The following is a 25,382-nucleotide window of genomic DNA, read 5'->3' as shown; positions in this document are numbered from 1 at the left end:
GGCGGCCTACGTGCCAGGGAGGCGGGAGATCAGAGGCGGTCCTTCGCTTCCACATAGGCCCAGACCATGTGGTCCAGTTCGGCGATGCACTCACGGCATCCGTAGAACGGCGCCTGTATCCCAGAAGAGGTCACAGGCCCGAGCCAGATCACGGGAATGTGCGAGCGCCGGCAGTACAACCAGCACATGCCTGTAGTCCATACGCGCCTTTCGTCCGCCTGCGCTGGGCACGGACGGCCGCTCGGAGGGTGCGGCGCCGCTCCCGGCAGAGGGCTGAAGGCACTCACTACGCGGTGGGCGGGACGGGGCACAGGCTTCCCCTTCGGCACCGGAGGCACTGGCACGGGGGCCAGCGGTCCGTCTTCGGAGGTTGGTCGACCGGCTTTACCGTGTGCGTACGCTTGACCGTCCGTCGCCTGCCGTCAGCGGACACCCGGTATACCGAGATCGTCATCATGTAGGCCCCCAGCTTGCCGTTCGTCGCCTGTTGTCGCTTTCCGTAATCAGTCAACGACAGATGCGTGTTGTGAAGGTGCACAAGAAGTGCACAACCCAAGGCACGGGTAGAAGCCCCTGAGAGCATGGAGACCGGAACAACCGACCAGGAAGACATGGCGCATGAGTGCGGAGATCACCACGCCCGGGCCCGGCGCGAACGTCAAGGTTCTGCGTCTGCGGCGGGGTTGGCTGCAAGACCAGCTCGCCGCCAGGGCCGGTATGTCGAAGTCGATGCTCGGGAAGATCGAGCGAGGCGACCGGCCGCTCACCCAGAGCATGGGAGCGGCGCTCGCGAACGCCTTCGGGATCACGCTGGACGAGCTGCTGGGGCAGGCTCCGGTACGGGCCGGCGACGAGGACCGGCTGAAAGAGCTGCGGAGCGTCATGCGGCGCTTCGACCTCCCGACCGGTGAGCCGGTCCAGGGTGACCGGATCGAGCGGGATCTCGCCGAGCTGTTCCGTCTGCGCGGTGACGCCGACCTCTCCGCCGTGACCCGGGCCCTGCCCGGCCTGCTGCGGCGAGTGCAGGACCACGCCCACGGCACAGGACTGCCCGAGGACTGGGCGAAGGTCGCCGACGTGTACAGCGCGGTCTACTGGCTGGCGGCCCGGCACCGCTGGATGACACTCGCGGAGCTGGCGGTCACCAGGCAGGGGCAGGCCGCGGAGCGGGCGAACGCCCTGACCCGCGCCGTGGCGGCCCGTGACGAGGCCGGAACCTTCCTCAACGGCGGCGACTTCGCCGGAGGGCTGGCCCTGGTGGACCAGGCTGTCGTGCTCGCCGAATCCACCATGCGGGGCAGGCCGCGCCACCTGGCTCTGGGGTTGCTGCACCTCAGGGGGATGACGCTGGCGGGCCGGCTGCGGGACGACCGGACCGCCGAGCGGCACATCAAGGCCGCACTAAAGGCCGCGGAGGCCGTCGGCACCGATGTCGACGTGCAGGGCGTGCACTTCGGTCCGGAGAACACGGTCACCCATGTGGTGGCGACCCGGGTGGACCTGAAGAGGAACGCCGAGGCGCTGGAGGACGCAGAGAGGTACCTCCGCAACGGGTACTCGCTGCCCGCGACCCGCATCGGCCCGCTCCACATGAACATCGCCAGGGCGAAACTGGCCCTGAAGGACCGGGACGGGGCGGTGGACTCCCTCATGGCGGCCTGGAGCGTCGTGCCGCAGATGGCGAAGGTCCACCCCACCAGTCAGGAACTGAGCAGGGTGCTCGTATCCCTGCACCGGCGGAGCAACCCGAGGATCAACACTCTGGCGAAGAGGGCCGGCATCCGCCTCTGACAGCGGATGACGGGCCGCAACGGCGGGAAGGCCCGGCCAGGGGTATCCGCTGGCCGGGGGCGGGGCGCGCTGACACACTGGCCGCATGCCCGAGCTGATCCTCCCCGACCCGCGCGTCCACGCCTCCTTCGTGGAGGCCATGAAGGAGTTCGAGGCCGAGGGCCGCGGCGGGCCGCAGGACAACTCGATGGTCGGCCGCGACATCCGCCGCTACGGCGGGCGCTGGGAGGACCCGGAGGTCTTCGCCGAGTACGCCGCCGCCGTCCGCGCCGACGCCGACGAGGACGGCCCGCGCCCCGAGGGCCACGTCCCGTGCACCACCCTGTGGTGGGTGGAAGGCGACACCTACCTCGGCCGTATCGCCATCCGGCACAGACTCAACGGCTTCCTGCTCGACTACGGCGGCCACATCGGCTACGACGTCCGAGCCTCCGCCCGCCGCCGCGGCCACGCCACCGCGATGCTGCGCGCCGCCCTGCCCGTCGTCCGCTCCCTCGGCATCGACCCGGTGCTGGTCACCTGCGACGACACCAACACCGCCTCCCGCCGTGTCATCGAGAAGTGCGGGGGTGTCTTCGAGGACCGGCGGGGGAAGAAACTGCGGTACTGGGTCGCCACGGGACCGGCCGCACCGCAGGTGCGCGGGGCCGGTCCGGGAGAGGGCGGAGCCGCCGGCGAGTAGGCTGGTGGGTAGGTACGGGCCTACCGGCCCCGCACCGGCGGGGACGGCCCGGCCGCCAGTGTTCGACCGAGGGGCGCTCGTCGCGCCACCCCGCAGCAAGGAGAAGGATCCTGGGCAAGCGACAGCCCGAAGGCCCGCCGCCCGCACCCGCGGTGCAGCGCATCCGCCTGCGTTACACCAAACGCGGCCGCCTCCGGTTCACCAGCCACCGCGACTTCCAGCGCGCTTTCGAGCGGGCGCTGCGCCGGGCCGAGGTGCCCATGGCGTACTCCGCGGGCTTCACCCCGCACCCGAAGGTCTCGTACGCGAACGCGGCGCCGACCGGCACGGGCAGCGAGGCCGAGTACCTGGAGATCGCCCTCACCGAGCGGCGCGACCCGGAGGTGCTGCGGCGGCTGCTGGACGATTCGCTGCCCGACGGACTCGACGTCGTCGACGCGGTGGAGGCGCACACCAGCGGCTTCGCCGACCGTCTGACGGCCTCCCGCTGGGAGCTGCGGCTCGACGGAGTGGAGCCGGAGGAGGCCCGCAAGGCGGCGGAGGTCTTCCTCGTGGCGGACTCGGTCGAGGTCAGCAGGCAGACCAAGAAGGGCGTGCGTACCTTCGACGCACGTGCCGCCGTGGCCTCGCTGGAGGCCGCACCGGCCGGGTCCGATAGGCCCGGTGAGGGTCCCTGTGCGATACTGCGCCTGGTGGTACGGCATCTGACACCTGCCGTACGACCCGACGACGTCCTGTCCGGCCTCCGAGCTACGGCCGACCTGGCGCCGCCGGTCCCCGCAGCGGTGACCAGGCTGGCGCAGGGGCCGCTCGATGAGGAGACCGGCACGGTGACCGATCCGCTTGCGCCCGACCGCGACGCAACCCCCGCCGCGACGGTGCCGGACGGCACCGCGTAAGGCCGACGCCGCCGCGCCGCCGATGTGCGAGGCACCAGGGAGCCACCCGGGTCCGGCCGTCAGGCAGGCGCATCCACCAGCAGACTTTCGCCGTGTCCGGGCCCGACGGCACGGAACCGGCGAGCGAGACGACAGCTCCCGTGCGGCGCCCGCGCCCCGGACAGCGGCCCGCGCACATCACGCGGAGCCCGGCCGGATCGAGGCACGGCGCCCGGGAGCGTGAACGGGAGAACCGCCCGCATGCGCGAGCCCATGGAATCCGCGGAGTCCACACCCGCGGAGAACACCGACACCACACCCGCAGCCCCCGCCGTGACCGGAACGGAGGCGGAGGCCGGGCAGGGCGGCCCCGGCGACACGCTGCCGCCTCGCCGGCGCCGCCGCGCCGTGTCCCGCCCGGCGGGGCCGCCCGCGGCGGCCTCGGCCGAGCCGGAGGTCGTCACCACGGCGGCCACCGCCGTACCGGCCGGGGACGCGTCGGCGCAGGCCGGCGAGCCCGAGCCCGCCGCCGAACCCGTAGCCGAGGCGCAGGCCGCGCCCGCGCGGCCCCGGCGCCGCGCCGTCCGCCGTGCCTCCGCCCCGGCGGGCCCGCCGCAGGCGGCCGAGACGGTGGTGTCCGCCGAGCCGGCCGGCGCAGGATCCGAGCCCGCCGCCGGGACGCCCGAGCCGGCCGGTGCCTCCGAGCCCGCGGCGACCGAGGAGCAGCCGGCCCCGGCGCGTACGCGCCGCCGTGCCACCCGCCGTGCCTCCGCCCCCGCGGGCCCGCCGCAGGCGGCCGCGCAGGGCGCGGAGCAGCAGGAGCCCGTCGCGGAGGCCGCGGAACCGGCCGCCGAGGAGCAGCAGGCGCCCGCCCGTACCCGGCGGCGCACCCGCAGGACCGCCGAGAAGGCCGACCGGCAGGAGGCCGCCCAGCAGGAGACCGCACAGGAGAAGCCCGCCGCCGGGGAGCCGGCCCGGGTGCCGGCGGAGGTCTCGGCCGGGGCCCCCGCCGAGGCGGAGAAGCCCGCGCGGACCCGGAAGTCCGCGAAGGTGCGGGCGGCCGAGGCCGCGGAGGCCGAGAAGCCCGTGCAGGCCGGGACGCCGAAGGAGGCCGCAGAGCCCGCCGAGGCCGAGCCCGCCCCTTCCCGGCGCTCCCGCAGGAAGCCGCCGACGGCGCCGGTGGCGGTGTTCCAGGCGCCCGTGTTCGCCGAGCCGGTCTTCCAGACCCCCGAGACCGCGGCCGCCGCCGCCGAGTCCGACGAGGAGGAGCCGGAGGCCTCCGAGGAGTACGGGACCGAGGCCGGCGGCACCGCGGAGGCCGAGCGCGAGGAGCGCGCCGCTGCCCGTCGCCGTCGCCGCCGCCGCAGGAGCGGCGAGCCCGCCGAGCAGGAGGAGCGGGACGAGCAGCCCGCCGCCGAGGCCGGTGAGGCCGCGGAGACCGGGGCCGGGCCCGCCGCCGAGGAGGGCGGCGAGGAGGACGAGGAGACCTACGGCCGGGGCGAGGCCGGCGAGGGCGAGGAGCGTCCCTCGCGCCGCCGTCGCCGCGGCGGACGCCGCCGCCGTCGCGGCTCCGACGCCGAGACCTCCGAGGACGCCGGCGAGAGCGAGGAGGGCGACGGGACCCGCGAGAGCACCGGGGAGAGTGGGGCAGCGGCCGACGGTGGCGGCCGGGAGGACGAGGAGCGGGACGAGGGCACCGAGGAGTACCAGGGCTCCAGCAGCACCTCGCGCCGCCGTCGCCGGCGCCGCCGCCGCAGCGGCGAGGCCGAGCCCCAGGCCGCCGAGGCGGCCCCGGACGACCCGGAGCGCACGGTCGTCAAGGTGCGCGAGCCGCGGAAGAAGAAGGACGAGCCCTCCGAGAGTGCCGACGGCGTGCAGTCCATCAAGGGCTCCACCCGTCTGGAGGCCAAGAAGCAGCGCCGCCGGGAGGGCCGTGAGCAGGGCCGCCGCCGTGTCCCGATCATCACCGAGGCCGAGTTCCTGGCCCGCCGCGAGGCCGTCGAGCGCGTCATGGTCGTCCGCCAGAGCGGCGAGCGCACCCAGATCGGGGTGCTGGAGGACGGCGTCCTCGTCGAGCACTTCGTCAACAAGGAGCAGGCCACCAGCTACGTCGGCAACGTCTACCTGGGCAAGGTCCAGAACGTCCTGCCGTCGATGGAGGCCGCCTTCGTCGACATCGGCAAGGGGCGCAACGCCGTCCTGTACGCCGGTGAGGTGAACTTCGAGGCGCTGGGCCTGTCCGGTGGTCCGCGCCGGATCGAGACCGCGCTCAAGTCCGGCCAGTCCGTCCTGGTCCAGGTGACCAAGGACCCGATCGGCCACAAGGGCGCCCGGCTGACCAGCCAGGTCTCCCTCCCAGGCCGCTACCTGGTCTACGTGCCCGAGGGCTCGATGACCGGCATCAGCCGCAAGCTGCCGGACACCGAGCGGGCCCGGCTCAAGCAGATCCTCAAGCGGATCGTCCCCGAGGACGCGGGCGTCATCGTCCGTACGGCGGCCGAGGGCGCCAGCGAGGACGAGCTGCGCCGCGACGTCGAGCGGCTCCAGGCGCAGTGGGAGGAGATCCAGAAGAAGGCCCGCAAGGGCGGCGCTCCGACGCTGCTCTACGGCGAGCCGGACATGACCGTCCGGGTCGTCCGCGACATCTTCAACGAGGACTTCTCCAAGGTCGTCATCAGCGGCGACCAGGCGTGGGAGACGATCCACGGATACGTCTCGCACGTCGCGCCGGACCTCGCCGACCGGCTCCAGCGCTGGACCTCCGAGGTGGACGTCTTCGCCACCTACCGCATCGACGAGCAGCTGATGAAGGCGCTGGACCGCAAGGTCTGGCTGCCCAGCGGCGGATCGTTGGTCATCGACCGCACCGAGGCGATGGTCGTGGTCGACGTCAACACCGGCAAGTTCACCGGCCAGGGCGGCAACCTGGAGGAGACGGTCACCAGGAACAACCTTGAGGCGGCTGAGGAGATCGTGCGCCAGCTCAGGCTGCGCGATCTCGGCGGCATCATCGTGATCGACTTCATCGACATGGTGCTGGAGTCCAACCGCGACCTGGTGATGCGGCGCCTGCTGGAGTGCCTGGGCCGCGACCGCACCAAGCACCAGGTGGCCGAGGTCACCTCGCTGGGTCTGGTCCAGATGACGCGCAAGCGGGTCGGCCAGGGGCTGCTGGAGTCCTTCTCCGAGACCTGTGTGCACTGCAACGGCCGAGGCCTGGTCGTCCACATGGACCAGGTGCAGACCCAGGGCGGCGGCGGTGGCGGCAAGCGCGGCAGGAAGAAGGGCAAGGCCGCGGCCCAGCAGCCCGAGGTCCCCGTCGAGGCCCCCGCCGCAGAGAAGCCGGCCGAGGTCCCCGCGCCCTCCGTGGAAGAGCCGGCGGCCGAGACGCCCGCCGAGGTGGCTGCGGAGGCCGCCGCACCGGCGGCGCTGCCGGAACCGGCGTTCGTCCCGGACGAGGAGCTGTACAGCAGCGCCGCCGAGGCAGAGGAGGCCGCCCGGCGCGGTCGCAGGCGGCGGCGCACAGGAGGACGCAAGGTGTCGGCTCCGGCGGGTCCGCCGAAGGCGGTTGCCGAGGTGGAGGCCGCGGTGACGGTGGTTCCGGCGGCCGAGGAGGTGCCGCGGGTGCCGGCGGAGGAGCCGGCCGAGGCCGCCGTGTCCGAGCCGGCCGCCGAGGCGGAGGCCGCGCCGCGTACCCGGCGCCGTGGTGCGCGCAAGGTGTCGGCTCCGGCGGGTCCGCCGAAGGCGGTTGCCGAGGTGGAGGCCGCGGTGACGGTGGTTCCGGCGGCCGAGGAGGTGCCGCGGGTGCCCGCGGAGGAGCCGGCCGAGGCGGCGGCGGAGCCCGCCCCCGAGGCCGCTGCGCCGGCCCGTCCCCGCCGTCGTGTGGTGCGCCGTGCGGCGGCCCCGGCCGGATCTCCGGAGACGGCCGAGATCACCGAGCCCGCCGTCCCGTCAGCCGAGCCCGCCGTCCCCTCCGCCGAGCCCGTGCCCTCAGTGGAGGAGCCGGTCGCCGAGGCGCCGAGCGAGGTCCCGGGGGAGACCCCCTCGGAGCCGGTGGCGGAGGCTCCCGCCGAGGAGGCCGCCCCGGCGAAGAAGACGGCCCGCAAGACGGCGAAGAAGGCCGCCGCCAAGAAGACCGCGTCCACGGCGAAGAAGACCACCGCCAAGACGGCGGCCTCCAAGACCGCCGCCAAGAAGACGACGGCGAAGAAGACGGCCGCCAAGAAGACCTCGGCGTCGGCGGCCAAGAAGACGACGGCGAAGAAGGCCGCGAGCAAGACGGCGGCCTCCAAGACCGCCGCCAAGAAGACGGCCGCCCGCAGGACCGCGGCGGCCGAGCAGCAGAACCCGCCGTCCGTCTCGGCCCCGGCCGAGGACTGACGCGGGAAGGACCGGCCCCGGACGCCCACCGGCGCCCGGGGCCGGTTTGACCCCCCGCGACAAAGCCCCGTAACCTTGACCGTCGCGGCGTGTCGATGGACACGCCAGGCTCCTGAGCAAATCCCTCCACGCACTCCGCGAGGTGTCGCGTGAGCGCGAGGAGAGGCCGCTCAATCCACTCGGATCCGCACGGGCCCGGCCCGTGGCGAGCGGCTGGCATCAGGGGCCCCACCCACGAGCGAGAGAGAGTTCCGCGTGTACGCGATCGTGCGCACCGGCGGCCGCCAGCAGAAGGTGTCCGTCGGCGACGTCATTGAGGTTGACCGTATCTCCACCAGCAAGGTCGGCGACAGCGTCGAGCTCTCGACCCTGCTCATCGTCGATGGCGACGCGGTCACCAGCGACCCGTGGGTCCTGGCCGGCGTGAAGGTCCACGCCGAGGTCGTGGACCACCACAAGGGTGCCAAGATCGACATCATGAAGTACAAGAACAAGACCGGCTACCGCAAGCGGATCGGTCACCGTCAGCTGCACACCGCGCTGAAGATCACCGGCATCGACGCCCCGGCGACGAAGTAAGGGACTGAGGAGAGATGGCACACAAGAAGGGCGCATCGTCCACTCGGAACGGTCGTGACTCCAACGCCCAGCGGCTCGGCGTGAAGCGCTTCGGCGGTCAGGTCGTCAACGCGGGCGAGATCCTGGTCCGCCAGCGCGGCACCCACTTCCACCCGGGCTCCGGCGTGGGCCGCGGCGGCGACGACACCCTGTTCGCGCTGGCCGCCGGCGCGGTGCAGTTCGGCACCGCTCGTGGCCGCAAGGTCGTGAACATCGTCCCGGTCGCCGAGTAACCACCGGCTCCGGTACGACCCGCAGCACCCTCCGAGGGCGGACCGCCTCCCGTCCGTACGTGCCCCGCGCGTACGGACGGGGAAGCGGCTCCGCCCTCGGCGCGTTGTACGAAGGCGGCCCGCGCGGGCGCCGTGCCGCCGCACCGGCACGCGGCGCCGCCCCCGATCAGCAGACCCGCACACCCGCACACCCGCACACCCCTAGAACACCAGCCTGGAGGCACCCGTCATGACCACCTTCGTGGACCGCGTCGAGTTGCACGTCGCCGCGGGTAACGGAGGCCACGGCTGTGCCTCCGTCCACCGTGAGAAGTTCAAGCCGCTGGGCGGCCCGGACGGCGGCAACGGCGGCCGGGGCGGGGACGTGGTCCTCATCGTCGACCAGTCCGTGACCACGCTGCTGGAGTACCACCACACCCCGCACCGCCGGGCGACCAACGGCAAGCCCGGCGAGGGCGGCAACCGCTCGGGCGCGGAGGGCAGTGACCTGGTGCTGCCCGTCCCGGACGGCACGGTCGTCCTGGACCGGCGGGGCAACGTGCTGGCCGACCTCGTCGGCCAGGGCACCACCTTCGTCGCCGGACGCGGCGGCCGCGGCGGCCTGGGCAACGCCGCGCTGGCCTCGGCCCGCCGCAAGGCGCCGGGCTTCGCGCTGCTGGGCGAGCCGGGGGAGACCCGCGACATCGTCCTGGAGCTGAAGACGGTGGCGGACGTGGCCCTGGTCGGCTACCCGTCGGCGGGCAAGTCCTCCCTGATCTCCGTCCTCTCCGCGGCCAAGCCGAAGATCGCCGACTACCCCTTCACCACCCTGGTGCCCAACCTGGGCGTGGTGACGGCCGGCGCCACCGTCTACACCATCGCCGACGTGCCCGGCCTGATCCCCGGCGCCAGCCAGGGCAAGGGGCTGGGACTGGAGTTCCTGCGCCACGTCGAGCGCTGCGAGGTCCTGGTCCACGTGCTGGACTGCGCGACGCTGGAGTCCGAGCGCGACCCGGTGACCGATCTCGACGCCATCGAGGCCGAGCTGGCCCAGTACGGCGGTCTGGACGGCAGGCCGCGCGTGGTGGTGCTCAACAAGGTGGACATCCCCGACGGCCAGGACCTGGCCGACATCATCCGCCCCGACCTGGAGGCGCGCGGCTACCCGGTCTTCGAGGTCTCGGCCGTCAGCCGCAAGGGACTCAAGGAGCTGTCCTTCGCGCTGGCGGGGATCGTGGAGGAGGCGCGCGCGGCCAGGCCGAAGGAGGAGGCGACCCGTATCGTCATCCGCCCTCAGGCCGTGGACGACGCCGGCTTCACCGTCACCCAGGAGGGCGACGGCTTCTTCCGGGTGCGAGGCGAGAAGCCGGAGCGCTGGGTGCGCCAGACCGACTTCAGCAACGACGAGGCCGTCGGCTACCTCGCCGACCGGCTCAACCGCCTCGGGGTCGAGGACGAGCTGATGAAGGCGGGCGCCCGCGAGGGCGACGGCGTGGCCATCGGACCGGAGGAGAACGCGGTCGTCTTCGACTGGGAGCCCTCGGTGGCCGCGGGCGCGGAGATGCTCGGCCGCCGCGGCGAGGACCACCGCATGGACACCATCCGCCCGGCCGCCCAGCGCCGCCGCGACCGTGACGCGGAGCGCGACGAGGCCCTGCGCGCGTACGAGGGCTTCGACCCCTTCGAGGAGCAGTAGTCGCGGCGCGGCACGGACGCCGGAAGCGGCGGTGGCCCCGCACCCTCTCGTCTCGGGAGGAGCGCGGGGCCACCGCCGCTTCGCGGCTCGCGGGCCGGATGTCTCAGGTGGTGAGGGAGTTCTCCGAGTCGCTGTGGTCGCTCTCCTGACCGGCCTCGGCCGCCTCCGCCGCCTCGGCGGCCACCCGCGGCGCCGGGGCGTCGTCGGTGCGCAGGGCCATCAGCTCGCGGCGCCTGTCCGCCTTGGCGCACAGCGCCGCGACCGCCCGGTCGAAGCGGACGATCGACGGCGGGTCGGCCGGCCCCAGCAGGTGCGTCTTCAGCTCGGCACGGGCCCGTGCCATGGTGTCCCGGGACGGGTCCCGGACGGAGTCCAGCAGGGCGGGCACGCCGGCTGCGTCGGGCGTGAGGATCGTGGCCGCCCGCACGGTCGGCAGACCGGCCCTGAACTCCTCCTCCGCCAGACCGCTGGTGTTGGCGACCGCGTACGGCTTCTCACTGGCCAGCCAGTCCGACACCACGCTGGAGACGTCGCTGATCAGCAGGTCGGACCGGTTGAAGCAGGCGTACAGGGCGGGGCGAGGCCCGGTGACGACCAGGTGCTCCCAGTCGGGGGAGGACGCCCAGTAGGCCTCATCCCAGGCGGCCGTCGCGGCCGCCACCGCCGCCTCCCGGTCCCCCTTCGGGGTGGACTGGAGCAGCATCCGCTCCATCTCGTCCGCGCTCGGCCGGAACGCCGTGCTGGTCAGCTCGTCCAGCTCGGCGGTGCGGCGGGCCAGCTCGGCGGCGGCCTCCGGGCCGGGGCGCGGACCGGAGCGCCGGGCGTTGGCCTCGGCGATCATCCGCTGGATGCGCTCGTTGGCGCGGGCCGCGCGCGGGTCCACCGAACCGGTCATCGGGTGGGGCTTGTACAGCAGCCGCACCTTCGGATCCGCCAGCAGGGCGCGGACGATGTTCTCGCCGGCCAGGATGACGGAGGTGTTGCCCGGGTCGTCGGTCCAGCCCTCCCAGGTGGGCGCGTACAGCACCGTGACGGAGCCGTCCGCGGCCGGGGGCCCGGCGTACGGGCGGATCGGCGCGAGCTGCGGGCGGCCGACCTCCACCACATCGCGGTCGTCGACGCCGATGTCGGCGAGCCGGTAGCGGTCCCGTGCGGCCCGGCCCGCGACCCACACCTCGTCGTAGGCCTTGGCGTAGGGGTTGCAGCTGGAGAGCTTGTCGCTCTCGCCGTGGTTGATGAAGGCGTGCTTGATCGAGGGGATGCGCAGCACCTGCGAGGTCTTACCGGAGTTCGCCGGGTGCAGCATCATCTTGAGCGAGGAGTGCTCCAGCCGCATGAGATGGGCGACCTTGGGGATGCACACGACGGGCACGTCGGTCGCGTCGATCTTCTGCACCATGAACCGCTCGCGCAGCACGATCAGCGGCCTGGCCTCCAGCTCGGAGAGCGTGCCCAGCCACATGTTGGCCTGGTAGGCGGAGGCGGCGCCGCCGGAGAAGTACATCGCCACCGTCGGCCGGTATTCGGCCAGCCAGCGGTCCAGCCACTCCAGCGCCTGCTGCTCGTTCACGGGCTGCGCGCCCGGCCGCAGCCAGGAGGCCAGGCGCAGTATGCCGCCCAGGTGGAGCACCAGGGTGAGGCCCACGCCCAGCAGGCCCCACAGGGCTTCGGTGGTCAGTGCCGAGGCCATCAGGCCGGCCGTGGCGGGCAGGGCGAAGTACAGCAGCCGGCGGCTGGGCTGGCGGGCCAGCAGCCGCGGCGGCGCGGAGGACAGCCGCAGGGCGGAGGCGTCGATGTTGCGGGTGACGAAGGGCAGGGTGCGCCGGCGCCTGATCAGCAGCGAGACCGCCTGGCAGCAGAAGTGCAGGAGGTAGCCGGCCAGCAGGGCCAGGGCCAGGGGCTGCTCCTCCAGCGGGTCGATGCCCGGCAGCCGGACCAGGCCGACGACGATCAGCGCGTCACGCAGCAGCTGGCGGGTGGTGACGTCGAAGCGCAGCCTGCCCAGCGCGGTGACCAGCCAGGGCTGCCGGTGCACCAGGTACAGGTCGAGCACGAGGCCGACGGACGAGCCCGCCACGAACAGGGCGCGGTCCGCCAGCAGCGCGCCCAGCGCCTGCGCGAGGAAGGCCGCGCCCAGCAGCACGGAGAGGGCAAGAGCGCGTTTCACCGAGAAACTCGGAGGGGCGGGCCGGGCGGCACCTCTCTCGGACCGCTTCTTGCTGCGGAAAAGCCTCAGGACTGGGAACGAGGCGGACATCAGGCAGGTCACGCTCCAGGAAGGGACGTCATACGTGTCGTCTCGCCTACCGCCCACCCCCTGCCTTCCGGGCCTCCCGGCACCGCTCCCCAACGGCGATCGGCATGCGACGGAGTGTTCGACGACCACTCGGTGATGCGTTTGCGGCGCTCATCCTACGGTCACCGCGGCGGTGTCCTCGCGCGGTGCCCTCGCGCAACGCCGGGCGGGGCGGTGAACGGAAGATCTCGCCTCCGTCCGCCGCCCCGCCCGGTGGCGTGCGTGCCCCGCCTGCCTAGCGTCCCGCGGAGGCTCCGTCGCGGGAGGGCAGGCTCTCCCCGGCCGGGCCGCCGGGCTGGGCCGGGATCCCGGCGGAGGTGCCCGCGGTGGCGCCGGACACGGCCTCGGGAGCGGCCTGCGGGGCGGCCTCGGGAACTTCCGGAACCTCGGGGACCGGGTAGGAGGCCAGGGTGCGCTCGAAGTCCCTGGTGGACAGCAGCAGCTTGTAGATGATCGCGAGCTCGAAGACCATCAGCAGGGCGCCCGCCGCGATGGTCACCGACATGATCGCGCCGAGGACCGGCCCCACGATGAAGACGGCCATCTGGAACTCGATGCCGCTCACCAGGTGGGTGCGGACGCGGTGCCGCAGCAGGAAGGTGCGGAAGCGGCCGTACCAGGGGAAACGGCTCTTGAACTCCACGTGCAGGTCGATGACCTTCTTCTCCTGCGGCCGGGCCTGCGCACCGCCCTCGGCCCCGGCGTCCGGGCCGTCCTGCCGGGGGTCGTCACCGAGGTCGGCCGTCGGGTTCTCACGGAGAAGGTCCTCCATGAAGGCGATCCCCTGCTCCTCGTCGCCGTCGTTCTCCCGGTCCTGCTCCCGTTCCCGTTCGCGCTGCTCGCGCTCGCGGTCCCGCTCCAGCTCCTCGGCGGTCATCAGTGCCCTCGCCGCCCGGCGGCTGGCCTTGGCGCGGGCCCTGATCTTCTTGCGCATGCTGTGGCGCACCTTGAAGATCTGGAGCGCGTCCAGATAGCGCAGGGCGTCCAGGAAGACCACGACGAGGGCCAGCCAGACGTACGCCACCTCCCCGGTGCGGGAGTACTGGCCGCCCATGAGGGCGACGGCGCAGACCAGCACCCGCACCCGGTCGAACACGTAGTCCAGCCAGCCGCCGAACTCCGAGCCCTTGCCCGTGAGCCGGGCGAGCTTGCCGTCCATGCAGTCCAGGATGAAGCTCAGGTGGTAGAGCCCGGCCCCGATCAGCAGCCACTTCCAGTCGCCGCGCGCAAAGCAGGCGGCGGCGGCGAGGCCGAGGAAGAGCGCCCCCCAGGTGATCTGGTTCGGCGTCACCCTGGTCCACTTCGCCGTCCACCGGACCAGGGGCGTGGCCACGGGGTCGACGAGCAGCACCGTCCACCAGGCGTCACGCTTCTTCTCGGTGAGGCGGCGCACTTCGGAAAGGGGGGGTATGTCCATGTCAGGTAGGTAATCCTCGTAGCCGGTCGGGGAGTGGGGCCTCGGCCGGGTGTGCGGCTGAGGAGCCGCACACCCGGATCTTCCACGCAACCCTCACAGGGCGCGCAGAGTGTACGCAGCCCGCAGATTGGGTGACTTGCGGATGCAATCCATCTGAACCCGAAGTTAAGACACATGGGATGACCGGATGGTTGCTCTCGATTTCGGCCACATGTTCGCCGGACGGCCGAGAGGAGACCCCGGTTCAGGCGCCGGGGGGCGCGGTACGTCGCTCCCGCTCCGCCTGCGACGGCCGCTCGGGCGCGAAGAACCACTCCAGACGCGGCTCCATGACCCAGCGGAAGGCCCTGACCACCGGGGGCGTGGTCAGGGCCACCGCCACCGCGGCCGCGGCGGCCGTGACGAGCAGGAAGCCCGCCGGGCTGTTCACGAAGCCGCCCTCGTACCAGCCCCAGTAGTGAGCACCCTTGGCCAGGAAACCGTGCAGCAGGTACGCGTACAGCGTCCCGGCCCCCAGCGCCGTGAACCAGGTGTGGCGGGAGGGCGTCAGGCTCAGGAAGGCGGCGCTCAGCAGCAGGGAGCAGCCGAGCATGCCCAGCGTCATCAGCACCCCGACCCAGCCGGGAGCGCCGAGCTCCTGGGCCGCGTAGCGGTGGTAGAACCAGTCCGGGTTCATCCGGGGCACGGCCCAGTAGGCCGCCAGGGCGCCCAGGGCGAGGACGGCCGGCGCGAGCAACCGCATCCGCCGCCCCCGCAGCGCCTCGAAGTGGCGCCGCTCCAGACGCAGGCCCAGCACGAAGAACGGCAGGTACTGGAGCACCCGCTGCAGGGCCAGGTCGCCGCCGATGTCCGGGGAGGCCGTGGCGAAGGCGGCCAGGACGACCGACACGGTGAAGGGGTGCCGCAGCGCACGCCACAGGGGAGCGGTCAGCCGCCAGATGAACAGTGCCATGAGGAACCAGGTCAGGTACCAGGGGTACAGCAGGGTGATCCTCAGTTCCTCACCGGTGTTCCAGGCGCGGAACAGGTTGAGCGCGGTCTCGAAGACGACGTACGGCACGACCACTCCGGTGACCAGCCGCCGGATCTGGCGAGGCCGGAAGGAGAAGCTCCGTGAGAAGTGGCCCGAGACGATGGTGAAGGCGGGCATGTGGAAGGCGTACAGCAGCAGGTAACCCGCCGCCACGACCCGGCTGCCGTCGCGCAGCCCCTCCCAGGAGTGCCCGACGACGACCAGCACGATGGCCAGGAACTTGGCGTTGTCGAAGAACGCGTCGCGCTCCTGGGGGCGTCCGCCTCCCTCCGCGCCCAGGGGGTTCGGGGCACCGGAGGCGGTCGGGGTGTCCGGGCTACCGGGAGTGCCTGGGGAGGCTGCGGGGGCGGGGGAGACCTGGCTCACGGGGATCCTTCCCTCCGGGTGACGGAACGGATATGTCAGATGATCTGGTGAGAGGACGTCCGTCAGTCTCCGGCGGCTCCCGGTGGAGCGCAAACGCCGCCCGGTCCCCGCCGCGCCCGCCAGGCACGCCGTCCGGCCGTCGGAACGGGCGGGTGGGGCGGGTGGGGGCTCGCGTAGATTGCACAGCGACCGGACGAGAGATCACACCCAGGGGACGGCGCAGGTGGCAGCGGCAGAGCAGGACCTTCGGCGGGATGTGCGAGACGCCCGCAGGATCGTGGTGAAGATCGGGTCGTCCTCGCTGACCACCGCCGCCGGCGGGCTGGACGCCGACCGGGTGGACGCGCTGGTGGACGTGGTGGCCCGGCACCTCGGCGCACCGGAGGACGAGGACAGCAAGGAGATCGTGCTGGTCTCCTCCGGCGCCATCGCCGCCGGACTGGCGCCGCTGGGACTGGACAAGCGCCCCCGAGACCTCGCCCGCCAGCAGGCCGCCGCCAGCGTCGGCCAGGGACTGCTGGTGGCCCGCTACACCGCCTCCTTCGCCCGCTACGGCCGGCGCGTGGGCCAGGTGCTGCTGACCTCGGACGACACCAGCCGCCGCGCGCACTACCGCAACGCCTACCGCACCCTGGACCAGCTCCTGGCCATGGGCACGGTGCCGATCGTCAACGAGAACGACACCGTCGCCACCGACGAGATCCGCTTCGGCGACAACGACCGCCTGGCCGCGCTGGTCGCCCATCTCGTCCGCGCCGAGCTGCTGGTGCTGCTCTCCGACGTGGACGGCCTCTACGACGGCAACCCGGCCTCCCCCGGCACCTCCCTCATCGGGGAGGTGCGCGGACCGCACGACCTGGACGGGGTGGAGATCGGCAGCGCCGGGAAGGCCGGGGTCGGAACCGGGGGCATGGTCACCAAGGTCGAGGCGGCCCGTATCGCCGCCGGGGCGGGCGTCCCCGTGGTGCTCACCTCCGCCACCCGCGCCGCCGACGCCCTCGCCGGGCGGCCCGTGGGCACCTACTTCCACCGCACCGGCCGCCGCTCCGCCGGCCGGCTGTTGTGGCTGGCCCACGCCTCCGCCCCGCGCGGCGCGCTGGTGCTGGACGACGGCGCGGTGCGGGCCGTGGTGGAGCGGCGCACCTCGCTGCTGCCCGCGGGGCTGGCCGGAGTGGAGGGCGAGTTCTCCGCAGGCGACCCGGTGGAGCTGCGGGACGCCGCCGGGCGGGCCGTCGCCCGCGGGCTGGTCAACTTCGACGCGCGCGAGATCCCCCGGCTGATCGGCCGCTCCACCCGCGATCTGGCCCGCGAGCTCGGACCCGCGTACGAGAGGGAGGTCGTCCACCGCGACGATCTGGTCCTGCTGCGCCACTGAGGGCACCTTCGGCGGCACCTTAGACGGAGCCTTCGGGTCAGCCTTTCAACGGACAGCTTCCCGAAAACCGCCACACGGCGGCTCGAGTACTGGTCAACTTCTGTGGGAGGGCCGCGCCGGGACGGCGTTCCGGGAGGCGGTCGCGACAGCGCAGCCGCACAAACGCGTTCCCATGAGTTCGGCACCACACGGGAGGCCGCCGGTGAGACGACTGACCAGCGTCGACTTGGGGTACCCCCAGCGAGACGACGGGGCGGGGAGCCCCCTGCGGAGCGGCCCGGCACAGCCGGGTGCCCGCCGCGGCGGGGAGGAGGGCCGCTCCGACGGCGCCTCGCGCCTGTGGCACGTCACCCTCAGCGTCTCCGGGGCCGAGGCGCCGCTGCGGGACGTCAGACGGGCGCTGGAGCGCCTCGCCCACGACCACCCCTTCCTGCTGGCCGGCCGGTACGCCAACGACCACGCCGAGATCCGCTACTGGGAGGAGGCCCGCGACCTCCACGACGCCGCGGCCGTGGCGCTGCGGTTGTGGGGCGAGCACCGGGCGTCGGCGAAGCTGCCGCCGTGGGAGATCGTCGGGCTGGAGGTCATCGGCCGGGAGACGTACCACCAGCGGGTGGCGGAGGGCTACGGCCCGCACCCCGCCATCCCAGTCGGCGTCCACCCCTTCTGACCCCGTCCCGCCCGGCGGCTGGACGGGCGCACCACCCGTCTCGCACTGCGGAACTCCGGATGGACGCCGCCCGCCCTGGCTACGCTGGGAGCATGAGCAGCGCATCGCAGACCTCGCCCGTGACCGACACCGCCCGCCGTGCCAAGGAGGCGGCCGCCGCGCTCGCCCCGCTGCAGCGCACCGCGCGCGACGGCGCGCTGCTCGCGATCGCCGACGCCCTGGTGGCCCGCACCGGCGAGATCGTCGAGGCCAACGCAGCCGACGTGGACAGGGCCCGCGCCGCCGGGACGGCCGACTCCATCGTCGACCGGCTCACCCTCACCCCCGAGCGGATCGCCGCCATCGCCTCCGACGTGCGGGACGTGGTGGCCCTGCCCGACCCGGTGGGCGAGGTGGTGCGCGGCTCCACGCTCCCCAACGGCCTGGAGCTGCGCCAGGTGCGGGTGCCGCTCGGCGTGGTCGGCATCATCTACGAGGCCCGGCCCAACGTCACCGTGGACGCGGCCGTGCTCTGTCTGAAGGCCGGCAACGCGGTGCTGCTGCGCGGCTCGTCCTCCGCGTACTCCTCCAACACCGCCCTGGCCGCCGTGCTGCGCGACGCCGTGGCCTCCGCCGGGCTCCCGGCCGACGCCGTCCAGCTCGTGCCCGGAGAGAGCCGCGACAGCGTCAAGGAGCTGATGCGCGCCCGCGGTCTGGTGGACGTGCTGATCCCGCGCGGCGGCGCCTCCCTGATCAAGGCGGTCGTGGAGGAGTCCACCGTCCCGGTCATCGAGACCGGCACCGGCAACTGCCACGTCTACGTCGACGAGCACGCCGACCTCGACATGGCCGTGGAGATCCTGGTCAACTCCAAGGCGCAGCGCCCCAGCGTCTGCAACGCCGCCGAGACCGTGCTGGTGCACTCCGGCGTCGCCGACGCCTTCCTGCCGCGCGCCCTGGCCGCGCTGGAGAAGGCCGGGGTGACCGTCCACGGCGACGGGGTCTGGGCGAAGGCGGGCGAGGCGGGCGGCGTGGACGTGGTGCCCGCCACGGAGGAGGACTGGGCCACCGAGTACCTCTCCTACGACATCGCCGCCGCCGTGGTGCCCTCCCTGGACGCGGCGGTGGAGCACATCCGCCGCTGGACCTCCGGCCACACCGAGGCGATCGTCACCTCCGACACCTCGGCCGCCCGCCGCTTCGTGTCGCTGGTGGACTCCACCGCGGTCATGGTCAACGCCTCCACCCGCTTCACCGACGGCGGCCAGTTCGGCTTCGGCGCCGAGATCGGCATCTCCACGCAGAAGCTGCACGCCCGCGGCCCCATGGGCCTGCCGGAGCTGACCTCGACGAAGTACGTGGTCACCGGCGAGGGGCACGTGCGCGACTGAGCCCGCCGCCCCTCCGCGCCCCCGGCGCACTCCCGTGGGGAGCGCCGGGGGCGCGAAGCAGACGAATCACCGTTCTCCCTGCCCAAAGTCCTCCGGCCGGTCTACGCTTGTTCCGTGCCGGAGGATGTGGGGGGCCAGCCGCACCAGAGCGGTGAGGAGCCCGACGACCGCGACCACGCGGCGGCGGACGACGTGTTCGCCTCCGTGGTGTTCGACGAGTCCTTCGTACGTGCCGCCCTGATCCACGAGCCCACCGCCGCCGAACGCACGCTCGCCGCCGCCCAGTCCCCCTCCGAGACCGAGGCGGCCCTCGCGCACGACGACCAGTACGGCTACGGGCCGTGGCGGGACGATCCGGAGAGCGCCGAACACGACCACGGCGGTGACCGCGACGCGGGGGCGGAGGACGGCGGCGACCACCACGGCCGGTACCGCTACGGCCGGCTGGAGTTCGCCGACCGCCTCGACCACCTGGAGTACGTGGAGGACGCCGAGTACCCGGAGGACGCCGGGTACGCCGCCTACACCGATGAGGCCGAGGGCCGAAGCGGCCTCCACGGGCACCCGCCGCGCCCCTACCGCGGCCACGTCCGCTGGCAGCGGCCGGTCGCCTGGGTGCTCGCCGTGGTGATGGGCGTCGGCATCGTCGCGATGGCCTTCGCCGCCGTCCACCGGGGCGCCTCCGACCAGCGGCAGCAGACCCCGCCGGAGCCACCGCCGGCGACCAGCGGGGTCGACGCCCCGCCACCGGCCGGCCGGTCCGGCGCGCTGCCCTCCCTTTCCGGTCACTACAGCACGTCCTCGCTCGGCGGCCGGGCATAACGTCCGCCCGCCGGTCGGGCCGGGTAGGCCGCCCGGCGTACTCTGCCCGACTTTTCCCTGAATCGGAGACAGAGGGCGGGTTTGGCGACTTTTGCCGGATCTACTCTGGGGGTATGACCGGGCCTGGAGAACCACCGCCCCGGGGCTTCTCCGGGGGCGGCGACGACGAGTACCGCTCCACCGTCTTCGACGAGTCGTTCGTCAGGGCTGCCCGTCTCCAGGAGTTCTCCGCGCGGGAGCGGCTGGCCGACCGCGAACACCCCGTACGCCCCCTCCCGCCCCGGCCGCTGCGCGGCAGGCCGTGGCGGGGCCTGGTCCTGGCGGTGCTGATCGTGTTCGCCTTCGGTGCCGTGGTCCACGCGGGGATCCGCACCCAGCAGCAACAGCAGTCCGTGAGCAGGCCGGGGCCGCGGGTTATAAGCAGTACGGTCGTCCCGCTCTCGCCGGGCGGGGAGAGCAGGGTGCCCGGCGGGCGGCCGGCACGGCTGCTCGAACGCAGCCCGGCGGCGGAGTTCTACACCGGGGCCGCCGGAGTGACGCTGCCCCCGGTCCGCTCCACCGCGCACTTCGCCGACAGCCAGGTGCTCGCCGCGCTGGCCGTCGCCAAGGAGTACGTGGTCGAGAGCTCCCTCAACCCCGAGGTGCTGAGCGGCGAGACCGCGCGGCCGGTGCGGATACTGATCGACCCGGACCAGCACGCGCAGTTCGACCGCAGCATCAAGCGGCCCGCGGCCGACGGCCACCACGCGGCGACCGGCTGGCTGGTGCGCTTCGCCCCCGGGCACACGGAGTTCGCCGGCGAGGGGGTGCGCGTCCGCGGCACGATGCAGGTCCGCGAGACGGAGGCCGACGCGCTGGAGATCGTCACCGACCACGTCTTCGTCTACGCCGTCCGCCCCGCCGGGGCGAGCGGTGAGCGGGCGGCTGACGGCCGGCCGGGCGGGGAGGCCGCCTCGCTCTTCACGGTCCGGCGCGAACTGCGGCTGCGCTTCGACCGCGAGGACCTGCGCGATCAGCATCTGACGGTGGAGCGCAGCGAGGTGCGGGCCGGGCCGATGTCCTGCGCGGCCCCGGCCCACGACGCCCTGCGCCCGCTGACGGCCGGGCAGAGCGCCGGTGCCGACCACCCGGCCGGCACCGACCCGTACGTGCGCGACGGCGGCGACAGCCCGGTGTGCGGGACGCTGGACCCTAGCTCCCTGCCGCGCCCGTAGCGCCCTCGCCGCCCTTTCGGTCCGCGCCGCCGCCCGTTCCGCCCGTTCCGCCCGTGCCGCGTCCGGAGAAGCGGTCGCGCAGCTTCCCGCCCAGGTCCCCGGCGCCGTCGCCCAGGTCCCGCAGCAGGCCCATGAGCGGGTCCTTGCTGGTGCGCACGGTGTCGGAATAGTGGCTCGCGGACTGCCGGAACGAGTCGTGGACCGAGGTGTCCTTGTCGTCCTCGCGCCGGTCGTAGTGGCCTTCCATGATCCGCTGGTGGTCGCGGCTCGCGGCCCACTTGCGCAGCTCCGCGGCGCGCACGGTGGTGAAGGGGTGGCTGCGCGGCAGCACGTTGAGGATCTTCAGCACCGAGTCGCGCAGATCGCCGGAGGACTCGTACTCGTCGGCCTGCTTCAGGAAGGCGTCGACGTTCATCTCGTGCAGGTGGTTGCCGCCGGCGATCTTCATCAGGCCGCGCATCGACGCCTGGAGGTCCTGGCCGACCAGCAGTCCGGCCCGGTCCGCCGACAGCTCCGACTTGCGGAACCACTCGCGCAGGGCCGTCACGAGCGCCATGATCGCCACGTTGCCCAGCGGGATCCACGCCACCTTGACGGCCAGGCCGGTCAGGAACAGCAGGATCGTCCGGTAGACCGCGTGGCCCGACAGGGCGTGGCCGACCTCGTGGCCGATCACCGCCCGCATCTCCTCCTCGTCCAGCAGCTCGACCAGCCCGGTGGTCACCACGATGACCGGCTCGTCCAGGCCGATGCACATGGCGTTGGGCTTCGGGTCCTGCGTGACGTACATCGCCGGGACCTTCTCCAGGTCCAGGATGTAGCAGGCGTCGCGCAGCATGGCGTACAGGTGGGTGAACTGCGCGTCGTCCACCCGGACGGAGTCCGACAGGAACAGCAGGCGCAGGCTGCGCTCGGGCAGCAGCCCGCTCAGCGTCTTGAAGACCGTGTCGAAGCCGCTCAGCTTGCGCAGGGCCACCAGCGCGGAGCGGTCCGCGGGGTGCTCGTACGCCCGGGAGGAGATCCCCGGGAAGCGCCGCCTGCTGCGGCCGGGAAGATGCTCGGTGGTGCCGTTGCCGTCTGTCATGGTCCGCCCCCTACGGGTCTGGTGTGGGCCCGTCCCCCTTGTCGGACCACAGCCTAGGTGGTGGGTGCCACACGCCACAGCACACAGCCCCGCTTACGATGTGCTCAAGTTTCCGCCCCTACCCGATAGGTCTGCCGACGATGACCCTCCCCGACACCGCGCACACCCTGTCCCTCCTGGCCTCCGGTGCCGAGGGCGGCGGTACGTCCGTCAACCCGTACGCCACCGGCTTCGGCGCTCTGGGGGTGCTGCTCCTGCTGCTGTGGATCACCACCCGCTTCAACCGGGACCGCTGAGGCGGCGGGCCCGGGCGGCGGCGCGATCGGCGCCGGACGGCTAAGGTCGGCACGCATGGGAGAGCACATAGTGTCCGGCGCCGGCAGACGGCGGCTGGGCGTGATGGGCGGTACGTTCGACCCCATCCACCACGGGCACCTGGTCGCGGCCAGCGAGGTGGCGGCCAGGTTCCACCTGGACGAGGTGGTCTTCGTACCGACCGGGCAGCCGTGGCAGAAGAGCCACAAGGCGGTGTCGCCGGCCGAGGACCGCTACCTGATGACGGTCATCGCCACGGCCTCCAACCCGCAGTTCTCGGTCAGCCGCATCGACATCGACCGCGGCGGCCGGACGTACACGATCGACACCCTGCGGGACCTCAGGGCGCTGCACGCCGAGGCCGACCTGTTCTTCATCACCGGCGCCGACGCGCTCGCCCAGATCCTTACCTGGCGCGACGTCGACGAACTGTTCTCGCTCGCCCACTTCATCGGGGTCACCCGCCCGGGGCACGCCCTCGCCGACCCGGGCCTGCCGGCCGGCGGGGTGTCCCTGATCGAGGTCCCGGCGCTGGCCATCTCCTCGACGGACTGCCGCGCACGTGTGGCACAGGGGGACCCCGTCTGGTATCTGGTGCCGGACGGTGTGGTCCGCTACATCAACAAACGCAGGCTGTACCGGGACGGCCGGGCGCCGAAGGGCTAGAGGGGCGGCAGTCGTGAACGACCGACAGGACCCGTACGGGCCGGGGGACCCGTCGCAGGCGAGCGGCCACGTCTACGGTTACGACGAGTACGGGCGGCCGGTCTACGGTGGGCAGGGAACCGGCGCGCCGCACGGAGACACGCCTTACGACCCCTCGTACGGCTCCGCGTACGGACAGGGGCACCAGACGGGGCAGCAGTCCGCGTACGACCCGTACGGCGCCGGCGCGTACGGCACGGGGTCCCACGACCCGGGCACGTACACCCCCGACCCCTACACCGCCGGTCCCGACGCGGCCGATCCCCACGCCGGGGGGGCCCGGACCGGATACACCCAGGACCCCTACGCCCAGGACCCCTACACCCAGGACCCCTACACCCAGGGCCCTTACGCTCCCGAACCCAGCGGCGGCGGATACGACGGGCAGGACGGCCGGTACGGCGACTGGGACACCCTCGCCACCGGGCGGCAGGATCCGGTGACACAGACGTGGATCCCGCAGCAGGCCCAGGAGCCCTGGTACGGGGAGCGGCCCGCCGGGCAGGCCGAGCCCACCGGACCCGGTGCGGACCGTGGCACCGGCGCCACCGACACCACCGCCCCCGCCGGCGCGGACGCCGACGAGTACCGCACCGAGGAGTTCTCCTTCGTCGAGGAACAGGACGAGGAGTCCGAGGACGTCATCGACTGGCTGAAGTTCTCCGAGAGCCGCACCGAGCGGCGCGAGGAGGCCAAGCGCCGGGGCCGCAACCGCGCGGTGGCCCTGGTCGTCGCGCTCGCCGTGGTGCTGGCCGGCGGCGTCGGCTGGCTCTGGTGGTCGGGGATGCTGCCCGGCACCTCCGGGGACGGCGGGGCCGGCGAGGCGGCGGCGGGCGCCCAGAAGCGCAAGGTGATCGTCGTCCACCTGCGAGAGATCGACGGCGGGGAGATGTCCACCGCGCTGCTGGTCAACAACGAGACCGCGGGCAGGGGCACCACCGTCCTGCTGCCCAACTCCCTGGTCGTCGCCTCCGGCGGCACGGGGGAGGGGACGACGCTGGGCAAGTCCTTCGAGGCCGAGGGCGCGGCGGCCACCCGCGACGCGCTGGGCCTGCTGCTGGGTACCGACATCAAGGGCACCTGGCGTCTGGACACCCCCTACCTGGAGAACTGGGTCGATCTGGTCGGCGGCCTCTCCCTGGACGCCGACACCACCGTGCCCGGCGCGAAGAAGGGGGACGATCCGCAGGTGCGGCGGGGCAAGGGGCGCGACCTGGACGGGAGGGCCGCCGTCGCCTACGCCACCCACCGGGCCGCGGGCGAACCGCAGACGAAGCAGCTCGCCCGGTTCGGGCAGGTCCTGCGGGCCACGCTGGAGAAGATGTCCGACGATCCGAAGACCGCCACCGGCACGGTCCGGGCGCTGACCCAGATCCTCGACCCCTCCCTGACCGACGGACAGCTCGGAGCCAGCCTCGCCTCGCTGGCCGGATATGCCAAGAAGGACGCCTACGGCACCGAACTGCTGCCGGTGGAGGCGGACGGCACGCTCAGCGACGCCACCAGCGAGGGTCTGGTGAAGGACGTGCTGGGCGGCACGGTCAAGAACACCGACCCGAACGCCACGCCGCGGGTGAGCCTGAAGGACGCCACCGGGGACGAGGAGGCGGCGAACAACGCCCGGGTGGCACTGGTCAACGGCGGCTACACCGTGGTCGGCGGCGGCAGCGCGGACGCCGCGCAGGCCACCACCCGCGTGACCTACTCCGAGGCCGGGGACAGGGCCAGGGCCGAGGAGGTCGCCAGGACGCTCGGTCTGTCCAAGAAGGCCGTGGCCGAGGGCAAGGGTGCGGCGAACGCCGACATCACGGTGGTGCTGGGCCGGGACTACGAGCCCGGGGGGTCGTGAGGCCGCGGTGGAGCGGCGGGAGCGCGCGGCGGACCGGCGGAAGGCCGGCGGGGAGCCCGGTGGTCCGGCGGGTGAGGCCCCGCCGGGCCCCGCCGGCCTTCCGCCGGGCCCTACGGAGCCGGTCCGCGGCGGATCGTGAGACCCTGGAGGGGTTGTAGACCACCGACCGAAAGCGTTGCCTGTGACCGCCACGGACCGCTCCATCGAGCTGATCAACGCAGCAGCCCAGGCTGCCGCCGACAAGCTCGCCCAGGATGTCGTCGCGTACGACGTCAGCGATGTGCTCTCCATCACCGACGCCTTCCTGCTGGCCTCCGCGCCCAACGACCGCCAGGTCAAGTCGATCGTCGACGAGATCGAGGAACGGCTGCAGAAGGAGAAGGGCGCCAAGCCGGTGCGCCGCGAGGGCGAGCGCGACGGCCGCTGGGTCCTGCTGGACTTCGTCGACATCGTCGTGCACGTCCAGCACAGCGAGGAGCGGGTCTTCTACGCGCTGGAGCGCCTGTGGAAGGACTGCCCGGAGATCGACCTGCCCGAGGACGCCAAGGCCACCCGGGGCAAGGGCGAGGCCGGGGCCGCCGCGGGCGAGGGCGGTGAACCGAGCTGAAC

The 25,382-nt window shown here is 73.2% G+C and carries 20 protein-coding genes; 16 read left to right on the top strand and 4 right to left on the bottom strand.

Translation table 11 applies throughout. The features are described 5' to 3' along the window. Positions 1-618 precede the first annotated feature (618 nt). From IQ279_RS13365 to obgE, 7 genes are all read left to right on the top strand, one after another. Positions 619-1,791, top strand: coding sequence for a helix-turn-helix domain-containing protein (locus tag IQ279_RS13365; RefSeq protein ID WP_101254282.1), 1,173 nt, complete (start codon positions 619-621; stop codon positions 1,789-1,791). A gap of 85 nt (positions 1,792-1,876) precedes the next feature. Beyond that, complete coding sequence (locus tag IQ279_RS13360) at positions 1,877-2,473, top strand: GNAT family N-acetyltransferase (protein ID WP_206348757.1); 597 nt, start codon at positions 1,877-1,879, stop codon at positions 2,471-2,473. A gap of 152 nt (positions 2,474-2,625) precedes the next feature. After that, entirely contained in the window at positions 2,626-3,372 is a 747-nt protein-coding gene (locus tag IQ279_RS13355) for a TIGR03936 family radical SAM-associated protein (RefSeq protein WP_206348756.1), read from the top strand. Positions 3,373-3,624: 252 nt separating this feature from the next. Further along, the gene (locus IQ279_RS13350; protein WP_443742660.1) at positions 3,625-7,731 is read left to right on the top strand and encodes an Rne/Rng family ribonuclease; all 4,107 of its coding nucleotides are present in this window, start codon (positions 3,625-3,627) and stop codon (positions 7,729-7,731) included. Positions 7,732-7,986: 255 nt separating this feature from the next. Beyond that, on the top strand, positions 7,987-8,310 hold the full coding sequence (rplU, locus tag IQ279_RS13345; RefSeq protein ID WP_093654483.1) for a 50S ribosomal protein L21: 324 nt from the start codon (positions 7,987-7,989) through the stop codon (positions 8,308-8,310). A 14-nt stretch (positions 8,311-8,324) separates the two neighbouring features. Then, positions 8,325-8,582 (top strand): 50S ribosomal protein L27, encoded by a 258-nt coding sequence (rpmA, locus tag IQ279_RS13340; RefSeq protein ID WP_206348754.1) that lies wholly within the window; start codon positions 8,325-8,327, stop codon positions 8,580-8,582. Positions 8,583-8,811: 229 nt separating this feature from the next. Further along, on the top strand, positions 8,812-10,257 hold the full coding sequence (obgE, locus tag IQ279_RS13335) for a GTPase ObgE (RefSeq protein WP_206348753.1): 1,446 nt from the start codon (positions 8,812-8,814) through the stop codon (positions 10,255-10,257). Positions 10,258-10,360: 103 nt separating this feature from the next. Here obgE and IQ279_RS13330 read toward each other — a convergent pair whose 3' ends face one another. From IQ279_RS13330 to IQ279_RS13320, 3 genes are all read right to left on the bottom strand, one after another. Continuing rightward, positions 10,361-12,424, bottom strand: coding sequence for a CDP-glycerol glycerophosphotransferase family protein (locus tag IQ279_RS13330; RefSeq protein WP_206348752.1), 2,064 nt, complete (start codon positions 12,422-12,424; stop codon positions 10,361-10,363). 364 nt (positions 12,425-12,788) lie between these two features. Then, on the bottom strand, positions 12,789-13,970 hold the full coding sequence (locus IQ279_RS13325) for a CDP-alcohol phosphatidyltransferase family protein (protein WP_206348751.1): 1,182 nt from the start codon (positions 13,968-13,970) through the stop codon (positions 12,789-12,791). Between the two features lie 244 nt (positions 13,971-14,214). Continuing rightward, positions 14,215-15,375 (bottom strand): acyltransferase family protein, encoded by a 1,161-nt coding sequence (locus IQ279_RS13320; RefSeq protein WP_206348844.1) that lies wholly within the window; start codon positions 15,373-15,375, stop codon positions 14,215-14,217. A 250-nt stretch (positions 15,376-15,625) separates the two neighbouring features. Between IQ279_RS13320 and proB the strand changes: the two genes are divergently transcribed. The 5 genes from proB (at position 15,626) to IQ279_RS13295 (ending at position 20,820) form a co-directional block, all read left to right on the top strand. Then, positions 15,626-16,744: a glutamate 5-kinase gene (gene proB, locus IQ279_RS13315; protein WP_206348843.1), complete on the top strand. Its 1,119-nt coding sequence runs from the start codon at positions 15,626-15,628 to the stop codon at positions 16,742-16,744. Positions 16,745-17,009: 265 nt separating this feature from the next. After that, a complete protein-coding gene (locus tag IQ279_RS13310) occupies positions 17,010-17,414 on the top strand; it encodes a DUF8830 family protein (RefSeq protein ID WP_206348842.1) in 405 nt (134 codons plus the stop codon). Positions 17,415-17,506: 92 nt separating this feature from the next. Beyond that, positions 17,507-18,784, top strand: coding sequence for a glutamate-5-semialdehyde dehydrogenase (locus tag IQ279_RS13305; protein WP_206348750.1), 1,278 nt, complete (start codon positions 17,507-17,509; stop codon positions 18,782-18,784). A gap of 114 nt (positions 18,785-18,898) precedes the next feature. Further along, a complete protein-coding gene (locus tag IQ279_RS13300; protein ID WP_206348749.1) occupies positions 18,899-19,606 on the top strand; it encodes an SCO2584 family spore wall biosynthesis protein in 708 nt (235 codons plus the stop codon). 113 nt (positions 19,607-19,719) lie between these two features. Further along, entirely contained in the window at positions 19,720-20,820 is a 1,101-nt protein-coding gene (locus IQ279_RS13295; RefSeq protein ID WP_206348748.1) for an SCO2583 family membrane protein, read from the top strand. Here the strand turns inward: IQ279_RS13295 and IQ279_RS13290 are convergent. Continuing rightward, positions 20,798-21,904: a M48 family metallopeptidase gene (locus IQ279_RS13290; RefSeq protein ID WP_206348747.1), complete on the bottom strand. Its 1,107-nt coding sequence runs from the start codon at positions 21,902-21,904 to the stop codon at positions 20,798-20,800. The two genes, IQ279_RS13295 and IQ279_RS13290, sit on opposite strands and share 23 nt — an antisense overlap. A 140-nt stretch (positions 21,905-22,044) precedes the next feature. On the opposite strand from IQ279_RS13290, the gene IQ279_RS13285 reads away from it, so the two are divergent. The 4 genes from IQ279_RS13285 to rsfS all read left to right on the top strand — a co-directional run bounded on the left by IQ279_RS13285 (position 22,045) and on the right by rsfS (position 25,380). Continuing rightward, positions 22,045-22,200 (top strand): hypothetical protein, encoded by a 156-nt coding sequence (locus IQ279_RS13285; protein WP_206348746.1) that lies wholly within the window; start codon positions 22,045-22,047, stop codon positions 22,198-22,200. Positions 22,201-22,255: 55 nt separating this feature from the next. Next, on the top strand, positions 22,256-22,885 hold the full coding sequence (nadD, locus tag IQ279_RS13280; RefSeq protein WP_206348745.1) for a nicotinate-nucleotide adenylyltransferase: 630 nt from the start codon (positions 22,256-22,258) through the stop codon (positions 22,883-22,885). Between the two features lie 13 nt (positions 22,886-22,898). After that, a complete protein-coding gene (locus IQ279_RS13275) occupies positions 22,899-24,773 on the top strand; it encodes an LCP family protein (RefSeq protein WP_206348744.1) in 1,875 nt (624 codons plus the stop codon). Positions 24,774-24,954: 181 nt separating this feature from the next. Next, complete coding sequence (gene rsfS, locus IQ279_RS13270) at positions 24,955-25,380, top strand: ribosome silencing factor (protein WP_206348743.1); 426 nt, start codon at positions 24,955-24,957, stop codon at positions 25,378-25,380. Positions 25,381-25,382: the final 2 nt, after the last annotated feature.

The sequence above is a fragment of the Streptomyces verrucosisporus genome (genome assembly GCF_017114865.1).
GTDB classification, from domain to species: Bacteria; Actinomycetota; Actinomycetes; order Streptomycetales; family Streptomycetaceae; genus Streptomyces; species Streptomyces fenghuangensis.
This window is presented reverse-complemented; position numbering and strand designations above follow the sequence as displayed.